General features: G+C 68.1%; 18 protein-coding genes. 6 read left to right on the plus strand and 12 right to left on the minus strand.

Features of this window, described 5'->3' with window-relative positions; translation table 11 throughout:
* The first annotated feature begins 33 nt into the window (after window positions 1–33).
* The gene (locus ACFWPK_RS06700; protein ID WP_378913586.1) at window positions 34–651 is read left to right on the plus strand and encodes a class I SAM-dependent methyltransferase; all 618 of its coding nucleotides are present in this window, start codon (window positions 34–36) and stop codon (window positions 649–651) included.
* Between the two features lie 15 nt (window positions 652–666).
* Here the strand turns inward: ACFWPK_RS06700 and ACFWPK_RS06705 are convergent, their stop codons facing one another.
* From ACFWPK_RS06705 to ACFWPK_RS06715, 3 genes are all read right to left on the minus strand, one after another.
* Window positions 667–1,605: a sigma-70 family RNA polymerase sigma factor gene (locus ACFWPK_RS06705; RefSeq protein ID WP_378913587.1), complete on the minus strand. Its 939-nt coding sequence runs from the start codon at window positions 1,603–1,605 to the stop codon at window positions 667–669.
* A gap of 10 nt (window positions 1,606–1,615) precedes the next feature.
* Complete coding sequence (locus ACFWPK_RS06710) at window positions 1,616–2,806, minus strand: NAD(P)/FAD-dependent oxidoreductase (RefSeq protein ID WP_378913588.1); 1,191 nt, start codon at window positions 2,804–2,806, stop codon at window positions 1,616–1,618.
* A gap of 118 nt (window positions 2,807–2,924) precedes the next feature.
* Window positions 2,925–3,770 (minus strand): alpha/beta fold hydrolase, encoded by an 846-nt coding sequence (locus ACFWPK_RS06715; RefSeq protein WP_378913589.1) that lies wholly within the window; start codon window positions 3,768–3,770, stop codon window positions 2,925–2,927.
* Window positions 3,771–3,835: 65 nt separating this feature from the next.
* Between ACFWPK_RS06715 and ACFWPK_RS06720 the strand changes: the two genes are divergently transcribed.
* Window positions 3,836–4,447: a TetR/AcrR family transcriptional regulator gene (locus ACFWPK_RS06720; protein ID WP_378913590.1), complete on the plus strand. Its 612-nt coding sequence runs from the start codon at window positions 3,836–3,838 to the stop codon at window positions 4,445–4,447.
* Window positions 4,448–4,518: 71 nt separating this feature from the next.
* Here the strand turns inward: ACFWPK_RS06720 and ACFWPK_RS06725 are convergent, their stop codons facing one another.
* Together ACFWPK_RS06725 and ACFWPK_RS06730 are read right to left on the minus strand one after the other, a co-directional pair.
* Complete coding sequence (locus ACFWPK_RS06725) at window positions 4,519–4,926, minus strand: hypothetical protein (RefSeq protein ID WP_378913591.1); 408 nt, start codon at window positions 4,924–4,926, stop codon at window positions 4,519–4,521.
* A gap of 48 nt (window positions 4,927–4,974) precedes the next feature.
* Complete coding sequence (locus ACFWPK_RS06730; protein ID WP_378913592.1) at window positions 4,975–5,802, minus strand: alpha/beta fold hydrolase; 828 nt, start codon at window positions 5,800–5,802, stop codon at window positions 4,975–4,977.
* Between the two features lie 256 nt (window positions 5,803–6,058).
* On the opposite strand from ACFWPK_RS06730, the gene ACFWPK_RS06735 reads away from it, so the two are divergent.
* On the plus strand, window positions 6,059–6,775 hold the full coding sequence (locus tag ACFWPK_RS06735; RefSeq protein WP_378913593.1) for a MarR family transcriptional regulator: 717 nt from the start codon (window positions 6,059–6,061) through the stop codon (window positions 6,773–6,775).
* Here the strand turns inward: ACFWPK_RS06735 and ACFWPK_RS06740 are convergent.
* On the minus strand, window positions 6,772–7,728 hold the full coding sequence (locus ACFWPK_RS06740; RefSeq protein ID WP_378913594.1) for an endonuclease/exonuclease/phosphatase family protein: 957 nt from the start codon (window positions 7,726–7,728) through the stop codon (window positions 6,772–6,774). The genes ACFWPK_RS06735 and ACFWPK_RS06740 overlap by 4 nt on opposite strands.
* 157 nt (window positions 7,729–7,885) lie before the next feature.
* Here ACFWPK_RS06740 and ACFWPK_RS06745 point away from each other — a divergent pair, with 157 nt between their 5' ends.
* The gene (locus ACFWPK_RS06745; RefSeq protein ID WP_378913595.1) at window positions 7,886–9,247 is read left to right on the plus strand and encodes a M20/M25/M40 family metallo-hydrolase; all 1,362 of its coding nucleotides are present in this window, start codon (window positions 7,886–7,888) and stop codon (window positions 9,245–9,247) included.
* Between the two features lie 21 nt (window positions 9,248–9,268).
* Complete coding sequence (locus ACFWPK_RS06750) at window positions 9,269–9,796, plus strand: YbhB/YbcL family Raf kinase inhibitor-like protein (RefSeq protein WP_378913596.1); 528 nt, start codon at window positions 9,269–9,271, stop codon at window positions 9,794–9,796.
* Window positions 9,797–9,849: 53 nt separating this feature from the next.
* Here the strand turns inward: ACFWPK_RS06750 and ACFWPK_RS06755 are convergent, their stop codons facing one another.
* The 3 genes from ACFWPK_RS06755 to ACFWPK_RS06765 form a co-directional block, all read right to left on the minus strand.
* A complete protein-coding gene (locus tag ACFWPK_RS06755; protein ID WP_378913597.1) occupies window positions 9,850–11,673 on the minus strand; it encodes an AMP-dependent synthetase/ligase in 1,824 nt (607 codons plus the stop codon).
* A gap of 131 nt (window positions 11,674–11,804) precedes the next feature.
* Window positions 11,805–12,491 carry a GTP cyclohydrolase II RibA gene (ribA, locus tag ACFWPK_RS06760; RefSeq protein ID WP_378913598.1) on the minus strand — a complete coding sequence of 229 codons (687 nt, stop codon included), beginning with the start codon at window positions 12,489–12,491 and terminating at the stop codon, window positions 11,805–11,807.
* Between the two features lie 80 nt (window positions 12,492–12,571).
* A complete protein-coding gene (locus tag ACFWPK_RS06765) occupies window positions 12,572–14,050 on the minus strand; it encodes a PfkB family carbohydrate kinase (protein WP_378913599.1) in 1,479 nt (492 codons plus the stop codon).
* 224 nt (window positions 14,051–14,274) lie between these two features.
* Here ACFWPK_RS06765 and ACFWPK_RS06770 point away from each other — a divergent pair, with 224 nt between their 5' ends.
* Window positions 14,275–14,670: a hypothetical protein gene (locus ACFWPK_RS06770; RefSeq protein WP_378913600.1), complete on the plus strand. Its 396-nt coding sequence runs from the start codon at window positions 14,275–14,277 to the stop codon at window positions 14,668–14,670.
* A gap of 4 nt (window positions 14,671–14,674) precedes the next feature.
* On the opposite strand, the gene ACFWPK_RS06775 is transcribed toward ACFWPK_RS06770, so the two are convergent.
* The 3 genes from ACFWPK_RS06775 to ACFWPK_RS06785 are packed head-to-tail and all read right to left on the minus strand — an operon-like array spanning window position 14,675 to window position 17,032.
* Window positions 14,675–15,754 carry a quinone-dependent dihydroorotate dehydrogenase gene (locus ACFWPK_RS06775; RefSeq protein ID WP_378913601.1) on the minus strand — a complete coding sequence of 360 codons (1,080 nt, stop codon included), beginning with the start codon at window positions 15,752–15,754 and terminating at the stop codon, window positions 14,675–14,677.
* A 7-nt stretch (window positions 15,755–15,761) separates the two neighbouring features.
* Complete coding sequence (locus ACFWPK_RS06780; protein ID WP_378913602.1) at window positions 15,762–16,022, minus strand: DUF5703 family protein; 261 nt, start codon at window positions 16,020–16,022, stop codon at window positions 15,762–15,764.
* A complete protein-coding gene (locus ACFWPK_RS06785; RefSeq protein WP_378913603.1) occupies window positions 16,022–17,032 on the minus strand; it encodes a hypothetical protein in 1,011 nt (336 codons plus the stop codon). Before ACFWPK_RS06785 ends, ACFWPK_RS06780 begins: the two co-directional genes overlap by 1 nt.
* Between the last annotated feature and the right edge of the window lie 101 nt (window positions 17,033–17,133).

The raw sequence follows: 17,133 nt of genomic DNA on the forward strand, positions 1-17,133 counted from the left end.
GACCGCCGGCGGTGGCGGGAGGATGATCGACGGATGGGCTTCTATACCGATCGGATCCTCCCGCACATCGTCGACAAAGTGTGCGGGGTGGCCCAGAACGGGCCATTACGCGAGCGGGCATGCGCCGCATTGCACGGCACTGTTGTCGAGGTCGGCTTCGGGTCGGGCAACAACATCGGGTTCTATCCCGCCGCGGTCGAGCGGGTCAGTGGGGTCGAACCCGCGGACACCGCGTGGAAGATCGCGGCGAAACGTGTTGCGGCGAGCTCGGTTCCGATCGAACGCGCCGGTCTGGACGGTGAGTCGCTACCGTTTCCCGACGCCACCTTCGACACCGCGCTGTCCACCTTCACCCTGTGCACCATCCCCGATGTCGCCGCGGCACTCGCCGAGATCCGCCGGGTACTGCGACCCGGTGGCACGCTGCACTTCGTCGAACACGGGCTCGCGCTGGAGGAGTCGGTGCAGACCTGGCAGCACCGACTCGACCCGATCCAGCAGAAGATCGCGGGCGGCTGTCACCTCAACCGTGACATCGCGGGCCTGATCACCGGCGCGGGCTTCGAGATCACCGAACTCGACCGCTTCTACCAGCCGGGCGCCCCGAAAGCCTTCGCGGCGTTGTCCCTCGGTGTCGCCGGACGGCCCTGAGACCCGCACCGCCGATCACCACGATTCGACCAGCGGGGCGTCATGTTCGCGCCGCCGCCATTCGTCGGTGAGACGGCCCAGCCGGTGCGGTGCGGCGATGCTGCGCAGGCTCGCGATCTTGTCGTCGCGCAACTCGAGGATCGCGACGCCGAGGACTCGATCGTCGAGCGTGACGAGCACGGCCGGGCAGCCGTTGACCACGACGGCGTGGATCGAGGGTGAACCACCGGCGAGTCGGCGCTTGGCCTGCGTCGGTGTGAAACCCGCCCGCACCACGCTGGCGAGCCGCTGCGGGGTCGCGTAGCGGATCAGCTTGACGGCCAGCCCCCCGAAGCCGTCGGAGATCCCGGTCGCGTCGTCGGTCAGTAGCGCGATCAGCCGATCGGTGCGGCCCGAGGTGGCGGCATCGACGAACGCCTCGACGATGTGACGCGCGGCAGCACGGTCGAGGTGAGTGGCGTTGCGGGCGACGGTGATCCGCCCCCTGGCACGGTGGAGGTGTTGCTGGCTCGCCGAGACGGTGATGTCGAGGATCTCGGCGATCTCGGCGTGCCGGTACGCGAAGGCCTCGTGCAGCACGTACACGGCGCGTTCGGTGGGCGAGAGCCGTTCCATCAGGGTCAGCACCGCCAGGGTCACCGATTCGCGCTGCTCGACGGTGTCGGCGGGGCCAAGCATCGCGTCGCCGTCGAGGAGCGGTTCGGGCATCCAGGTACCGACCGCGCGCTCGTGGCGCGCCTTCGCCGAACGGAGTCGGTCGAGCGCCAGATTGGTGACGATCTTGGTCAGCCACGCCTCCGGCACCTCGACGTACTCGCGGTCGGCGGCCTGCCACCGCAGGAACGCGTCCTGCACCGTGTCCTCGGCGTCGGCGGCCGAGCCGAGCAGGCGGTAGGCGATCGAGGCCAGCCGGTGACGGCTGGCCTCGAAGTGCGCCACGGTGGCAGTGTCCATGAGCACGACTCTAGGCGGCGACCGTGTCGGAGGAGTGCTCGTGGCCGGTCGCCAAACGGTACTTGTGCGTCGGCTTTCCGAGGTTCGGGCGGCTCAGGGTCCAGGCGGACATCCCGAGGATCGACGACTTGACGCGGACGGCGGGCCGACCGAGCAGAGCCCACGACCTCGATCGCGCGTCACCGTCGACCAGCTGGAAGATCGCGTCCTTGCGGCCGAGGCTGATGTGGTTGCCCACGTAGGACAGCGTGGTCTTCGAGACCTTGCGCCCGGTGCGGTCGCCGATGATCGCGGCCGTCGCCTGCATGCTGGTGAACCCCGCGGAAGCGCACGACATCGGCAGCGGTCGGCCGTTGTCTCCGATGACGAAGACACTGTCACCGGCCACGTAGACATCCGGGTGCGAGACCGAGCGCATCTGACGGTCGACGGTGATCTGGCCGTTGGGTTCCACCGCGAGGCCGCTGGCCGCGGCGATCGGGTGCACGGCGAAGCCCGCGGCCCACACGGTCGCATCGGCGACGAACGTGGTGCCGTCGGCGGCGATCGCGGCCGACGCCTCGACACGCTCGATGGTGGTGTGCTCGTGGATCGCGATTCCGAGCCGGTCGAAGGTGCGCAGCAGGTGGCGGCGGGCCCTGGGGCCCAACCAACCGCCGAGTTCACCGCGGGTGGCGAGGCTGACTCGAAGCCCCGGCCGGGATTCGGCGATCTCGGTGACGGCCTCGATCGCGGTCAGGTTGCCACCGACCACCAGCACATGACCGTGCTCGCCCAGCTCGTCCAAGCGTGCGCGCAGCCGCCGCGCCGCCGGCCGCGCGGCCACGTGGAAGGCGTGCTCGGCGCCGCCGACCACATCGTGATCGGCGGCGGTGCTGCCGAGCGCGTAGAGCAGGGTGTCGTATTCCAGCCGGTCGAGGCCATCGCCGTCGGCGACAGTGACAATCCGACGCTCGACATCGACGGCCTCGACCCGCGCCACCCGCAACCGGATGCCGGTGCCCGCGAAGATCTCCGCCAGCGGGCGGTGCCGCAGATCCTGCCCGGCCGCGAGCTGATGCAGGCGCAGCCGCTCCACGAAATCGGGTTCGGCGTTGACAACGGTGATCTCGAAGTCGTCGGAGTGGAGTTGGCGGGCCAGGTATCCGGCGGAGAACGCTCCGGCATATCCGGCCCCGAGGACGACGATACGGTGCTTCATGATTCGCTCCTGTCTGCTTCGCGTGCACCCTGAACGAGACAGCTCGCGATTTCCTGACAGGCTCGACATGTGACGTGGGTCACCTCAGGGTTGCCCCGGGTCGATTCCGGACCGAATGTCAGCGGTTGGCGGTGGTGGAGGCGAGGAATTCGGTGATGGCGGTGGCGACGGTGATGGGTTGGTCGAGCATGGACAGGACGTAGGCGTCGTCTATTTCGACGAGGCGGGAGTGGGGGATGAGGGAGGCCAGACGGGTGCCGTGGGATCGGGGCATGACTTTGCCTGCGCTGGACCAGAGGATGAGGGTTTCGCCGGGGAAATGTTGGAGGGCTTCGGTGTTGGCGACGAGTTCGCGTTTGTCGAAGCCCGAGCGGGTGTAGGCGAGGAGGTCGGCACGGATGCCGGGGTCGCGCAGGCCCGGTTCGGTCCACGCGTGGACGAGAGCGTCGGGGAGGGGGAATTTGGCCATCCAGCCGAACATCAGAGGGCTGCGGCGGAGCCAGCCGATGCGCATCTGGCGCAGGGCCAGGGTGACGCCGCCGGGCAGGGCTGAAGCGAGGGTGGCGGTTTTGCCGGGGAGGCCGGGTGGGAAGTTGTCGAAGGCTTCGCTGGGGAAGATGATCAGCCGGCCGACGCGGTCGTCGAGGCCATAGGCGGTGAGGAACAGGGCGCCGCCCCAGTCGGAGTGCACGAGGGTGACATCGTGCAGGTCCAGCGCGGTGAGGAAGTCGGCGACGAGCTGGTTGAGGCCGCGCAAGCTCAGGTCGGTGCCTGGGCGCAGCGGTTCGGGGTGTGCGCCCAGTGGCAGGTCGGGCAGGACGTAGCGGAAGCCGGTGGGCAGGTGGTCGATGACCGAGTCCCAGACGGTGTGGTTCATCAGCAGCCCGTGCAGCAGAACCACCGGAGGACCGTCACCGAGTTCGCGATAGTGGATCCGGCCCGCATCGAGTTCGACGGTCGGCATGACAATCCTCCCTTGCGCTCACGGTTAGAGCATTCACTCTAGTGCGTTTGCTCTAGTCTGGTGGGGTGAGCGAGCAGATGTCAACGAGTACCCGTGAGCGCCTGGTGAGCGCGGTCGCCGAACTGATGCGTGTACACGGGTACAGCGCGATCACCGTCAAACAGATCACCGCCGCCGCCGATGCGCCGATGGGGTCGCTCTACCACCACTTTCCGCAGGGCAAAGTGCAGATCGCGGCCGAGGCGCTGCGCGGCACCGGCGCGGTCTACATCCAGCTACTGCCTCTGCTGATGGACCCACACGAGGACCTGCGGGTGGCCGTGCCCGCCGCGTTCGACGACGCCGCGCGCACACTCGAGGAGTCCAGGTGGATGAACATGTGCCCGGTCGGCACGGTCGCGGGCGAGATCGCCGACAGCGAACCGGCATTGCGCGAGGTCGCCGCCGAGGTGGTGCGGGACTGGATCGACCGGGGCACAACATATTTCGTCGGCCGTGGGGTCGAGGAATCCGCGGCACGCGAGCTGATCGTGGCGATGCTGGCGGCGTTGGAAGGGGCTTTCATTCTCGGCCGCACACTGCGTTCGGCCGAACCGTTGCGGGCGGCAGGTCGGGCGATGGCGGCGCGAGTGGATATCGTGCTCGCCGAGCGCGAGGGCTCTGCCATCGATCGTTGATCACCTGACACGCCACGCGGCCGTGTCACGGGCCCTGTGACACGGCGGTGGTTGTGCGAGTGGATATTTCATCACGCGGCGGCGAGCGCTCCGGTGATCTTGCGGGTCATCTCGGCCATCGTCGTGTTGGGCTGGGTCTGATAGAGCTGGGCGGTGTCGATGGCGACGGCGATGGTGTTGCGGAAGTTCTCGGCCTCGACCGGGTCGTGCTCGCCGAGCAGGCTCATCGCCGCGGTGAGGGCGGGCAGCACCTGATCGGCGAGCTCGGCGACCGACGAGCCGCTCAGTGCGATGCGTCCGGATTTCTCGGCCAGCACATGGCCGACCAGACCGGTCGCCGACGACAGCGCGATGCTGCCGGTCGTGGCGATCTTGTGCGGCTTGCTGGTAGCCGCACCCGCGGCGGCGAGGAGGGAGACGGCGCCGTACGCGGCGGTCCGCAGGGTGGTCTTCTCCTGGGTGGTGAGGTTGACAGACATGGTGGTTCTCCTTGGGTTGTGTTGCGAGGGAAGGGGATCGGTGCTGGGTCAGCGGGTCGTGGCGGTGGTGGTGATGGTCTCGATCTCGCGGACGGCGTCGGCGACGGCGCGGAAGTCCTTGCGCAGGATCGCACCGTGGTTGCTGGCGACCTTGGCGCTGACGCGGATGTTCGGGTTGCGGACCAGTGCGTCATCGAGGCCGGCGCGGATCTTCTCCTGCTCGTCGCCACGGCTGCCGAACGAGGTTCCCGAAGCGACCACGTACCGCACCGGGACGGTGATCGCGTCCAGCACCGGGCCCAGCGCGCTGACGCGGGAGAGTTTGCCGATCTCGATATTGCTCTCGGCCTGCTGCTGTGCGGTCAGCCGTGGTGCGAGGCCGGTCGGGCGAGCCAGCGGCAAGATCCAGCTCAGCCGCTTGAACAGCTTGCGGATCCGCAGCTCCATCGCCTCGTCGAGCCAGTCGTAGGGGAACGCGCCGTCGACGAGGACCGCGCCGAGGGCGCCGTCGGGATAACGGCTGGTCCAGTGCGCTCCGAGGACCGCGCCGTAAGACCAGCCGACCAGGATCGGCTTCTCGGTGATGCCCCTGGCCGCGAGGACGGCGTCGATGTCGCGCACGCAGGTGTCGAAGGAGTAGTCGGCCGATTTCTTCGACTTGCCGCGGGCCCGCTCGTCGAAAGTGATGTGGCGGTAGCCGGGACCGAGCTCGGCGATGACCTTGCGCCAGTAGCCCTGGGTGGCGAACTGGCCGTTGAGGTAGACCACCGGGGTGCCGGTGCCGCCGGTGTCGGTGACGGCCAGTTCGGTGTCGTCGATCGACACCATGCCGGTCCATGCGGTGGTGGTCGGGCTGGTGGGGTTCGAGGAGGTCATTGCCATGTCCTTGCGTTGCGCTGTTCGGGCTTTACTGAATGATTAAGACAGTAGGTTGCGTTCACTGTTCTGTCAACATCAGATGTCACCCAAAAGGCGTGCTGGAGAGCATTTGTGCAGAATCATTGCAATGAATATGACAGTGAATGCAAAGAAGAAGCACGTTGCACGTTGCAATGAGATGAGGGTGAATGCATACTTGGTGCGGTACGGGTGACGAGCCGAGTACCTGTCGACAGAGAGGTGACCAGTAGCGATGCCCGGAGGCAGACTCGACGACGTGGACCGCAGGCACATTGCCGCGGGCCTGGCCGAAGGACTCGGATACGCCGAAATCGGGCGGCAGCTGGGTCGGCCCGCCTCGACCGTCATGCGCGAGGTGACCCGCAACGGCGGACCCGACGACTACCGACCCGAACGCGCCCAGCAGGCCACCGAACAGCGCGCGCGCCGACACAAACAGGCCAAGCCCCCGGCACCCCCGATCCCGGACAACGCGCACGGGCGCGACCCCGAGGCGGTAGCGGAGTTCACCGAATCGTTCACCACCCTGCTCATCGAGCAGGGTCTGCCCAGGATGGAAGCCAGAGTGCTTGCCTGCCTGCAGATCACCGACTCGGGGGCGCTCACGGCCGCCGAACTGGTCGAACGACTGCGCGTGAGCCCCGCCTCCATCTCCAACGCGGTGGCCTTCCTCGAACAGCAGGGAATGCTGCGCCGCGAACTGGTCCCCGGCGCACGGCGCGAGCGCTACGTCATCGACGACGACATCTGGCTACGCAACCTCGTCGCCTCCGTGCAGATGCAGAACGCCCTGGCCGCGATCACCCGGCGCGGAGTCGAGATCCTCGGCCCCGACACTCCTGCGGGCGCACGCTTCGAACAATCCGCCGAATTCGTCGTCATCGTGGGCGCGGCGCTGCGGCAGGCGATGGAACAGTGGCGAGAGCGGTTGGCCGAGCGCAGCGCCTAACGAGGGCGATCGAGGACCAGGCGGGCGACCAGCGCTCGGTGATCGGCGCCGGGCAGTGCGACGGTTTCGACGGTGGTGGCGTGCGCGTCGGCGACGAGGAAGTGGTCGATCCCCACGAAGGGGGGCACGCGTTTGTCGGTGGGGTAGGTGACCAGATGGCCCGCGCCCGCTTGTTCGGCGGCATCGGCGAAACGGCCCGATGCCATGGCGCGGAAGCGTGCGTGATCGTAGGTGGCGTTGAAGTCGCCGCCGACGATCGCCGGGCGGTCGGTGGGGGACCGGCGCAGGATCTCGTGCAGGCGGGAGAGCTCGTCGGCCCAGACGCCGATGTCGTAGACGGGCGGGACGGGGTGGAAGGCATAGACCGCCACCGGGCCGAGATCGGGGATGGTCGCGGTGGCCGAGATCTGGTTGAGGACATACCCGTCGTATTCGACGGTGTCGGACAACGGGTATCGGCTCCAGATGCCGGTACCGCTGGCCGTCTGGCCGGGGGCGAGATAGCGGTGGGGCAGGAGCTGGTCGAGGCCTGCGCGAGACAGGCTCTCGACGGCCGGGCGGGTGAGCTCGTTGACGGTGAGAATCGCGATGTCACGGGCCCGCACCTGGTCGACGAGCGCGCCCGGATCGGCACCGTCGAAGAGCAGATTGGCCTGCATCGCCATGATCGGATGTCCGTCACCACCGGTCTGCGCGACATACAGCGGCGCCTGCGTCGCGATACCCGCGCCCGCCACGACCACGGCCACCCCGGTCGCGATCCACTGCCTGGTCGCCGCGAAACCGACGGCACCGAGCACCGCACCGCCCATCAGATACGGTGCCCCCGACGCCGCCAGGACGAGTGGTTCCAGCGTCCACCGGTTGAAATGCAATGCGACCCCCGCCGCCCCGGCCAGCGTCGCCGCCCCGGCCAGCAGGCGGACACCGCTCCGAACTACCTGCGCTCTCACCTCGCCAGCCAAGCACGCGCCGGCGATGTAGGCGAATTCGTCTTCGGATCCGGCGGAGTTCTGCTCACACCGAGTCTGTGGCGCCGAGCAGCGGCGCAACGGTCCCGAGCAGGGTAGGTGGCGCGTCGGGTGCGCGAATGGTGGTAGGAAAGGGGGCGTGTCGGCATCTGGTGAGAATTCTGGTTCGAACGGGCGGTCCCGCGCGGAGGACGAGGTGGTGGAGCTGGTCAGCAAACTGATCCAGTTCGACACCTCCAATACCGGCGAGCTGGCCACCACCAAGGGCGAACGGCAGTGCGCCGAGTGGGTGGCACAGCAATTGCACGAGGTCGGCTACGAGACCGAATACGTCGAGTCGGGTGCGCCGAGGCGCGGGAATGTGTTCGCGCGGTTGCAGGGCGCCGATTCGAGTCGCGGCGCGCTGATGATCCACGGGCACCTCGACGTGGTACCCGCCGAGGCCGCCGACTGGAGCGTGCACCCGTTCTCGGGTGCGGTCCGCGACGGCTACGTGTGGGGGCGCGGCGCCATCGACATGAAGGACATGGTCGGGATGACCCTGGCCCTGGCCCGCCAGTTCAAAGCCGAAGGCACAGTGCCGCCACGGGATCTGGTGTTCGCGTTCCTCGCCGACGAGGAGAACGGCGGCAAATGGGGCTCGCAGTGGCTGGTGGACAACCGGCCCGACCTGTTCGACGGTGTCACCGAGGCGGTCGGTGAGGTCGGCGGGTTCTCGCTGACCGTCCCGCGACCCGACGGCACCGAACGCAGGCTCTACCTGGTGGAGACCGCCGAGAAGGGCCTGGGCTGGATGCGGTTGCGCGCCAAGGCCCGCGCCGGGCACGGGTCGTTCCTGCACGAGGACAACGCGGTCACCATCCTCGCCGAAGCCGTCGCGCGCCTGGGCCGCCACACCTTCCCGGTGGTGCTCTCGGATTCGGTGGCCGAATTCCTCGCCGCGGTCAGCGAGGAGAGCGGGTTGGCCTTCGACCCGCACGGACCCGATATCGAAGGCCAGCTGGCCAAGCTGGGCACCATCTCGCGCATCATCGGCGCCACCCTGCGCGATACCGCGAATCCGACGATGCTGCAGGCCGGATACAAAGCCAACGTCATCCCGCAAACCGCGGAAGCCGTGGTCGACTGCCGAGTGGTGCCGGGGCGGCAGGCGGCGTTCGAACGCGAGGTCGACGAACTGATCGGACCCGATGTGGAGCGGGAATGGATCACCAAACTCGACTCCTACGAGACCACTTTCGACGGCCACCTCGTCGACGCCATGAACGACGCGGTCCTGGCCCACGACGCACAGGGGCGCACCGTGCCCTACATGCTCTCCGGCGGCACCGACGCGAAAGCGTTCGCTCGCTTGGGGATTCGCTGCTTCGGTTTCGCGCCGTTGCAGCTGCCGCCGGAGCTGGACTTCACCGCCCTGTTCCACGGGGTGGACGAGCGGGTGCCGGTGCAGTCACTGGAATTCGGAACCCGCGTGCTGGAACACTTCCTTCTGCACAGCTGACCTCGACCCGAAAGGTCCTCCATGAGTTACCACCCGTATGACGCGCTGCCCCAGGTGCCCTCGTTCACCGTCACCTCCGCCGACATCACCGACGGTCAGCCCTTGGCCAACGATCAGGTATCGGGGGTGTTCGGGTCGGGCGGCAAGGACATCTCACCACAGCTGAGCTGGTCCGGATTCCCGGCAGAGACCCAGAGTTTCGCGGTGACGGTGTTCGATCCGGACGCACCGACCGCCTCCGGGTTCTGGCACTGGGCCGTCGCCAACATTCCCGCCTCGGTGACCTCGCTCGACGTCGGCGCGGGCAGCGAGGGCGGGGTCTTGCCCGCCGGTGCGGTCACCCTGCGCAACGACGGTGGATTTCCCGGCTTCGTCGGTGCCTCCCCGCCGAAAGGCCATGGCCCGCACCGGTATTTCGTGGTCGTGCACGCGGTCGATATCCCCGAACTCGAGATCGGACCGGACGCGACGCCCGCCTACCTCGGGTTCAACCTGTTCTTCCACACCCTGGCCAGAGCCACCCTGATCGGCACCTACGAACAGCACTGAGACACACAACAGCGGTGGCCCTGAGACTTCCAGGGCCACCGCTGTTTTCGCAATCACTTCACGTTGACGACATGCTCCGGCGGGGTCGCGGCGTAGAGCTCGGAGATGGTCTCGGCGTACTTGTTCGAGATCGGGGTCCGCTTGAGCGACATCTTCGGGGTCAGCTCGTCACCGCCGGGCTCCCACAGGTTCTCCACGATCACGAAACGCTTGATCTGCTCCACCCGGGAGAGCTTGCGGTTGCCCGCGAGCACCGCTTCCTTGACCTCGTCGACGATCTCCTGACGCCGGGCCAGTTCCGCGTGGGTGGCGTCGGTGGCACCGAAGTCCTTGGCGCGCAACGCCGCCACGTCGGGATCGAGCATGATCAGGGCGGTGATGTAGGCGCGGGCCTCGCCGATCGCGACGGCCTGGCCGATCATCGACGAGGCGGCCTTCATGGCGTTCTCGATATTGGAGGGGGCGATGTTCTTGCCCGCTTCGCTGATGATCAGTTCCTTCTTGCGATCCACGATGCGCAGATAGCCGTCGGCATCGAGGGTGCCGATATCGCCGGTGTGCAGCCAGCCGTCGTCGTCGATCGCCTCGGCGGTCTTGTCGGGCATATTGCGGTAGCCGGGGGTGATGATCGGGCCACGGATGAGGACCTCGCCGTCGGCGTCGAGACGCAGCTCCACACCGTCCATGACGCGTCCGACCGAACCGGGGCGCGGCTTGTCGATCTCGGTGTAGGTGCCCACGCCCGCGGTTTCCGACATCCCCCACACCTCGCTGACGGCGAAGCCGAGGCCGAGGAAGTACTCGAGGGTCTCCGGCGGCACCGGCGCGGCACCCGACGCCGCGACCTTCAGCTCGGCGAATCCGAGCGCCTCGCGCAGCTTCGACAGCACGAGGGTGTCCGCGATCTTGTGCTGCACGCCGAGCAGCAGCGAGCTCTCACCGGCCAGGTTCGCCTTGGCCTGCGCGACACCGACCCCGATCGCCCAGTTGGCGAGCGCCTTCTTGACCGGGCTCGGTTCGACCGCGAGCTTGTTCTCGATACCGGCCTTGATCTTCTGCCACACCCGCGGCACACCGAAGAACACCGTCGGGCGGGCATCGGGCAGGGCGGCGGCGATCTCGCGCGGGTCGGTGACGGTGGTGATCTGGATGCCGGTGAGCAGGCTCATCGCGTGCGCGGAGATGCGGTCGGCGACGTGCGCGGCGGGCAGATACGACACGGCCCGGTCGTCGAAACCGACCGGCAGCGGACCCGAGACCAGGCCGACGACCTGGGCGATCACATTGCTCTGGGTGAGCTCGACGCCCTTGGACGGGCCGGTGGTGCCGGAGGTGTAGATCAAGGTGGCCAGGTCGCCGGGCTGGACCGCCTGCCAGGCCGCGTCGAAGTCGAAGTCCGGTGCGGGATCGGATTCGAGCTGAGTCAGCGTGACGGTGCCCTCGGCGGTGCCGTCGACGATGACCGTGTGCTCCACCACGGCACCCGAGGCGCGGATCGTGTCGAGGAACGCCTGTTCGGTGATGACCACCTTGTTGCCCGCGTTGGCGAACACGTGCGCGATCTGTTCGGTGGAGCTGGTGTTGTACACCGAGAACGGGATAGCGCCCAGGTGCAGGGCGGCGGTGTCGATCAGGTTGAACTCGGGCCGGTTGGTGAGCATGATGCCGACCGCGTCGCCGTGGCGGACCCCGAGTTTCGCCAACCCCGCGGCCAGTGCGCGCACCCTCGTCGCATACTCGGCCCAGGTGATCTCCTGGGTGCCGCCGACCGTGCGCAAGGCGATCTGGTCGGGCCGCAACGCGGCGGTTTGCTGGAAGGCGGCGGGCACGGTGTGCACCGTGACCCCGGATGCGTGCGCGAAACCGATGTCTGTCATATCCCTGTTCCCATAGGCCGAGCTGGACTCCGAGCCAATGCGAGTGAAACTGTCTCGTTATCTCGAGACGAGGACGTCGGCAGTGGCGTGGCTCACTTATCGTAACCGGACATACGGGATTGCGAGGGGGGTTACCGGCGACTGCGCGGCCGCCACCACGACCGCACCCGGCCCGATCGCTCGTCGTCCGCGAGCGGATCGGCGGGGATGGTGTGCTGGCGGTGGCGCCGTTTGGCCTGCAGGTATTGCCTGCCGCGCGAGGATTGCAGGGCGATGGTGAGGGCGATCGGCTCGACGGTGATCCCGGCCTCGGTCAGTGCCAGGCACTTGTCGGGGTTGTTGGTGAGCAGCCGGACCCGGGTGAGTTCGAGGTCGCGCAGTGCGTGTGCGGCGGGTTCGTAGCGGCGGGTGTCGGCGTCGAGACCGAGGCGCCGGTAGCTGTCGAAGGTGTCGACGCCGGACTGTTCGCTTTCCCGGTAGCCGCGGGCTTTCCAGATCAAGCCTGCCCCGCGGCCCTCCTGTTCGAGGTAGACGAGCACACCCGCGCCCTCGGCCTGGATGCGGTCCATCGACTCGGTGAGTTCCCCGCCGCAGTCGCAGTCGTCGGAGCCGAGGCCCTCGCCGTAGAGGCAGCGCGAATGCATGCGTACCAGGCACCCGTCGCGGGGTTCGCCGAAGATGAACAGGTGCCCGCCGTCGTCGCGGTCGGGGATCTCGATGACCCGGATCGGCAGCTGCGTGCCCCGGCGACCCAGTCGGTGTGCGGTGTCGGCACCGGCTCTCCCGGTCCTGGCACCGCCGAACGACAGTATGGTCAACGATCCTCCGTGCGTGAACAGGGCGGCGAGGCGCCGGTGCCGGACAGGCGCGAGCTGAATGTCGCGACCTTACCCCCGGATCAGACCGACGGCGCGTACAGACGCACGATGCGGTCGATCTCTTCGGTACTCGGCATCGACACCGCCACCGCGCCCAGATTCTGGGTCGGGATCATCGCCGCAGTGGCCCACACGAAATCAGTTGCGGTGAGCGGGGTTCGGGAGTTGACGAGCCGATAGGCCAGCGCGCCGGTGAAGGCGGCCGCGGCGCCGACCGAGGCCTTGAGTACCTGCGGGAAATGGTCGATGACCGTCTCGATCGTGTCGGAAGCGACCACACACCGGAAGTTCTCGACTGTGCACACGGTGCCGACGCCGAGGCCACGCAGCAGCCGGGCGATATCGGCGGCGGATTCGGCCGGTACGTCGGGCAACAACGCGTCGAGATCCGCGGCAGCGCCGACCAGGTAGTCGACCGCGCCCAGGTACCGGTAGAGGCTCTGCGGCACCGGCATACCCGGTGTCGGACACACGATGACGGGCGGTTTGGGTCGCATCTGCGACACCACAGACAGCACCTGCTCGATCACCGTCGGTGGTGGTTCGAAGCTCAATATCACCACATCCGAGGCTTCCAGAGCGGCGCGCAGTTCGGGGCGGTGCAGGTCTTCGTCCTGGAGCTGGACGCGGTTGTCGCGGCAGCCGATGATGCGGCTCTCCCCGTTGGGTGTGATCACCACCGCGGTGACCAGCGAGGTCGCGAACGGGACCACCTTGACCAGATCGAGGTGGACGCCTTCGGATTCGATGAATTCGAGGATGCGCCTGCCGTATTCGTCGCCGCCTACGGCACACACCAGGTGCACACCGATGCCGAGGCGGGCCGCGGCGACCGCCCGGTTGAGTCCTTTGCCGCCGGGGTGCCCGGTGAAGCTGCCGCTGGAGGCGTTGTCGGCGTCGGGGAAGGTGTCGACTCGATAGAGATGATCGATGACGGCGTCCCCGAAAACCGTGACGACACCGCGTCGTGCGGGGACGGTGGCGGGCTGCACGACCGACGGCCCGGACATCGGATAACCCGAATCGGTGGCGAGCAGACCGGCGAGCGCGGTGAACGCATGGTGCTCGGACACCGTGCGCAATCGTTTGACGGTGGGCACATCAGGAACGGGGTCGACGTCGAGCAGGGTGTGCAGGGCGACCCACTGTTCGGTCAAGGCCTCTCGACGTTCCCCGAGGTTATCCGCATAAAGGCGTTCGATATCGATACCGACGCCCTCGCGGTCCCGGAACAGGCCCAGCGACAGCACCGCATCCACGATCAACCGGTCCGTCGGCGGCAGCCACTGCACGACCTCGCGCACCACGGGCAGAATCGACGCCTCGGCGGTGACCCCGTTGCGGCGGGCGTGCCGACGCACCGACAGCAGCTCCAGCAGCGGCGCAGCGTCGATCTCGGTGTGGCGCAAGCGTTCTGCGCTCAGGCCCGCATACTTGCCCAACCTGGCCAGGATGCTGCGGATCGCGGCGACGCGGGCATCTTGGGGAACCATCGGCATGCTGCCTCCCGTCAACTTCTCGACGCCGGCGCGCACCGATCGGGGCGGACGCCGCACTGCGATCGCCACAATGCCGGGTTTGCCACGCCCGAAATCCGGCAATTACCTACTAACAATGGCAATTGACCAAGACAAATGGCAAATGCCACACTGGATTACGGGGAGGATGCCCCGCCAGACGCTCGGGGAGGGCGCAGCGCCCCGCCGGGGAAGGCAGGTCCGCGATGGTTATTCATGGCACCGACGACACGTTACGCAGCGACCGCACGCCGGAGTTCGCCGAACGAACCGACACCGGCGGCTGGCGATTGAGCTGGTTGCCCGAGTACACCCTCAGCCGTGAGCAGGCCTGGGCGGGCATGGAACTCGACGAACTCGTCAGCGATCTCGCTGCCGTCCACGACCGGCTCGCACACGCCGAGATCAGTGCCCGTGCCGACCTGCTCGGCATCATCTGGCAGCAGGCACTGATCAAGCTCGCCAAACGCATCGACGCCCGGCAACGCGGCGACAACCCGGCGGCGGGGGAGTCGTTCCACGATCCACCGGCGCAACTGTCGCGGCTACGCCCGGCGCGACCGATAAGCGAGGACCGGGCGCCCCAGGCGTACTACGGCTGAGACCTCAGACCGAGTGGGCGCGGTGTTCGGCGCCGACCGCGTCGGACAGGCAGGCGTAGCCGTTCGCACGCAGGTTGGCGGCGATGCCGCGATGGATGCGGGTGGTCCAGAAGGGGCCGCCGTAGATGAAGCCGGTGTAGCCCTGCAGGAGGGTGGCGCCGGCGAGGATGCGAGCCCAGGCCTGGTCGGGAGTTTCGATGCCGCCGACCGAGATCAGGACCACCCGGTCGCCGACACGGGTGTAGAGACGGCGCAGCACTTCCAGGGACCGTTCGGCCACGGGGGCGCCGGACAGGCCGCCCGCGCCCATGGCTTCGACCTCGGGGGTCGGGGTGTCGAGCCCGTCGCGGCGGATGGTGGTGTTGGTGGCGACGATGCCTGCCAGACCCAGTTCGACAGCGAGGTCGGCCACGGCGTCGATGTCGTCGTCGGACAGGTCGGGGGCGATCTTCACCAGGACCGGCACCGAGACACTGTCGAGCACGGCCTGCAGGATCGGGCGCAGGGATTCGACGGCTTGCAGATCACGCAGACCGGGGGTGTTGGGGGAGGACACGTTGACCACGACGAAGTCCGCGAGCGGGCCGAGTAATCGGGCGCTGGTCGCGTAATCACCTGCGGCGGCGTCGGGTTCGGTGACCTTGGTCTTGCCGATGTTCGCGCCGATCGGGACGGTGGGGTGCGCGCCGTGCAGGCGGGCGGCCGCGGCGGCGGCACCGTGATTGTTGAACCCCATCCGGTTGATCAGGGCGTGGTCGGCGGGCAGCCGGAACAGGCGCGGCGTGGGGTTGCCGGGCTGGGCGTGGGCGGTGACGGTACCGATCTCGGCGAAACCGAAACCGAGTGTGCCCCAGGCGTTCGCGCCGTCGGCGTTCTTGTCGAAACCGGCGGCGAGGCCAAGCGGTGCGGGGAAGTCGACACCGAACGCGGTGGTGGCCAGGATCGGGTCCTCGACCACGGTGAGCTTGCGGGCCAGCCAGCGGGTCGGCGGGAACCAGGTGGCGAAACGCAGGGCGGTGAACACCAGGTGATGCACCCGCTCCGGCGGGATCAAGAACATCAGGCGTAACAGGAGGGCGTACATGGTCGGCTCACAATCCGGGTTCGGGCACAGGCAGGACGGCGTTTTTGCGGCGGCGCAACAGCACCCGGCGACTGCCGTCGGTGTAGGCGCGCACCCGGGACAACTCCCAGCCACCGAATTCGGCCTGGATGGCCAGCCGCATCGAGGCGGTGACCCGGTTGACCTCCGGTGGCAGCCGCAGGGGCACGTATTCGTAGTCGTCGTTGCTGGTTTCCCAGCTCGGCGGTGTCACCGAGCGCGAACTGCGAGATCTGGGAGATTCGGCCATCACTGCCCTCTCTTCCGCTCGTCCGCGCCGATCCGCTGCAGGCCATCACCCACGGCCGAGGCCACGAACAGGTCGCCGGTGCGTTCGTCGACGGTCATGGAGTCGGGCTGGCGCAGCGTCGCGAGCCTGGCCACCTCGACACCGATGCCGGTCGACAGGTCGTAGCCGACGACCTCGTTGCTCTGCGTGCAACTCACCCAGACCAGCTCCGAACGCGGGTCGTAAGCGAGTGCGTAAGGCGACGATGATACCGGGAAACGCTGGCGCAGCACGAGCGGACCGGCCGAGTAGACGAGCAGTTCGCCACCGGCGGTGTCGGCGACGATGATGCGGCCGTGCGGGTCGGTGATGGCGTTGGTGGCGCCGTCACCCGCGCGCAGCATCAGGCCCAGCGCTTCCTCGCCCACGGCGACGACAGCGGTTTGCTTGCGATCGAGGACGGTGATGTTCTCGCCGGTCAACGCGATCGCGTCGGCGGAGACGAGGCCGGTGATCGTGCGGGTGACCGTGCCGTCGGCGTTCAGTTCGCGCAGGGTGCCGTCGGCCGTACCGACGACGAGCGTGCCGTCGGTGCGAGTTTGCACGCTGTGCACGTCACCGTCGACGGGGATCTCGGTGAGCGTGCCGGTGGTCGCGTCGACCCGCAGTACCCGGTCGGTGGCGGCGACGAGCACTTCGCCCGGGGCGCCCTGGGCCAGCGACACGCCGGCGGCAGGCAGGCTGATCGTGCGCGGGGTGGCCGGTGCGGCGGGGTCGATCAGTGCGAGCGCGGTCCCGGCGGTGTCCAGGGCGGCGAGGCGGCCCGTCGAGCGTTCGGCGAGCAGGGCTTTCGTCGCGGCCGCCGGGAAAACCTGACCGGCCGGGTTCGCGGCGGTAGCGGGCGAGACGGCCGCGGTGGCCGGGGGCCTGGTCGGGACATCGGGACCGCCGTCTTCACCGCTGCACCCGGTCAGTACCACCAAAACCGCCGCGCCGACCAACGCAGAGGCGACCGAGCCACGAGGGCGCATGCACCGAACTCCTTCAATCCGCACGAGGTGACTCCGTTGATCACCATCTGACCATGATGACTCACCAGTAGCTTCGACCGGGTGCTCGCGTCGGAGGTGTC

The sequence above is a fragment of the Nocardia sp. NPDC058519 genome (assembly GCF_042719755.1).
Classification (GTDB): Bacteria; Actinomycetota; Actinomycetes; order Mycobacteriales; family Mycobacteriaceae; genus Nocardia.

Excerpts from the sequence above, each read along its gene's own strand:
- ACFWPK_RS06735 (WP_378913593.1), top strand. The coding sequence starts at position 6,059 with ATGCCCGGAGGCAGACTCGACGACGTGGACCGCAGGCACATTGCCGCG.
- ACFWPK_RS06775 (WP_378913601.1), bottom strand. The coding sequence starts at position 15,754 with ATGTACGCCCTCCTGTTACGCCTGATGTTCTTGATCCCGCCGGAGCGG.
- ACFWPK_RS06705 (WP_378913587.1), bottom strand. The coding sequence starts at position 1,605 with ATGGACACTGCCACCGTGGCGCACTTCGAGGCCAGCCGTCACCGGCTG.
- ACFWPK_RS06700 (WP_378913586.1), top strand. The coding sequence starts at position 34 with ATGGGCTTCTATACCGATCGGATCCTCCCGCACATCGTCGACAAAGTG.
- ACFWPK_RS06785 (WP_378913603.1), bottom strand. The coding sequence starts at position 17,032 with ATGCGCCCTCGTGGCTCGGTCGCCTCTGCGTTGGTCGGCGCGGCGGTT.
- ACFWPK_RS06765 (WP_378913599.1), bottom strand. The coding sequence starts at position 14,050 with ATGCCGATGGTTCCCCAAGATGCCCGCGTCGCCGCGATCCGCAGCATC.
- ACFWPK_RS06755 (WP_378913597.1), bottom strand. The coding sequence starts at position 11,673 with ATGACAGACATCGGTTTCGCGCACGCATCCGGGGTCACGGTGCACACC.
- ACFWPK_RS06730 (WP_378913592.1), bottom strand. The coding sequence starts at position 5,802 with ATGACCTCCTCGAACCCCACCAGCCCGACCACCACCGCATGGACCGGC.
- ACFWPK_RS06725 (WP_378913591.1), bottom strand. The coding sequence starts at position 4,926 with ATGTCTGTCAACCTCACCACCCAGGAGAAGACCACCCTGCGGACCGCC.
- ACFWPK_RS06780 (WP_378913602.1), bottom strand. The coding sequence starts at position 16,022 with ATGGCCGAATCTCCCAGATCTCGCAGTTCGCGCTCGGTGACACCGCCG.
- ACFWPK_RS06770 (WP_378913600.1), top strand. The coding sequence starts at position 14,275 with ATGGTTATTCATGGCACCGACGACACGTTACGCAGCGACCGCACGCCG.
- ACFWPK_RS06750 (WP_378913596.1), top strand. The coding sequence starts at position 9,269 with ATGAGTTACCACCCGTATGACGCGCTGCCCCAGGTGCCCTCGTTCACC.
- ACFWPK_RS06710 (WP_378913588.1), bottom strand. The coding sequence starts at position 2,806 with ATGAAGCACCGTATCGTCGTCCTCGGGGCCGGATATGCCGGAGCGTTC.
- ACFWPK_RS06715 (WP_378913589.1), bottom strand. The coding sequence starts at position 3,770 with ATGCCGACCGTCGAACTCGATGCGGGCCGGATCCACTATCGCGAACTC.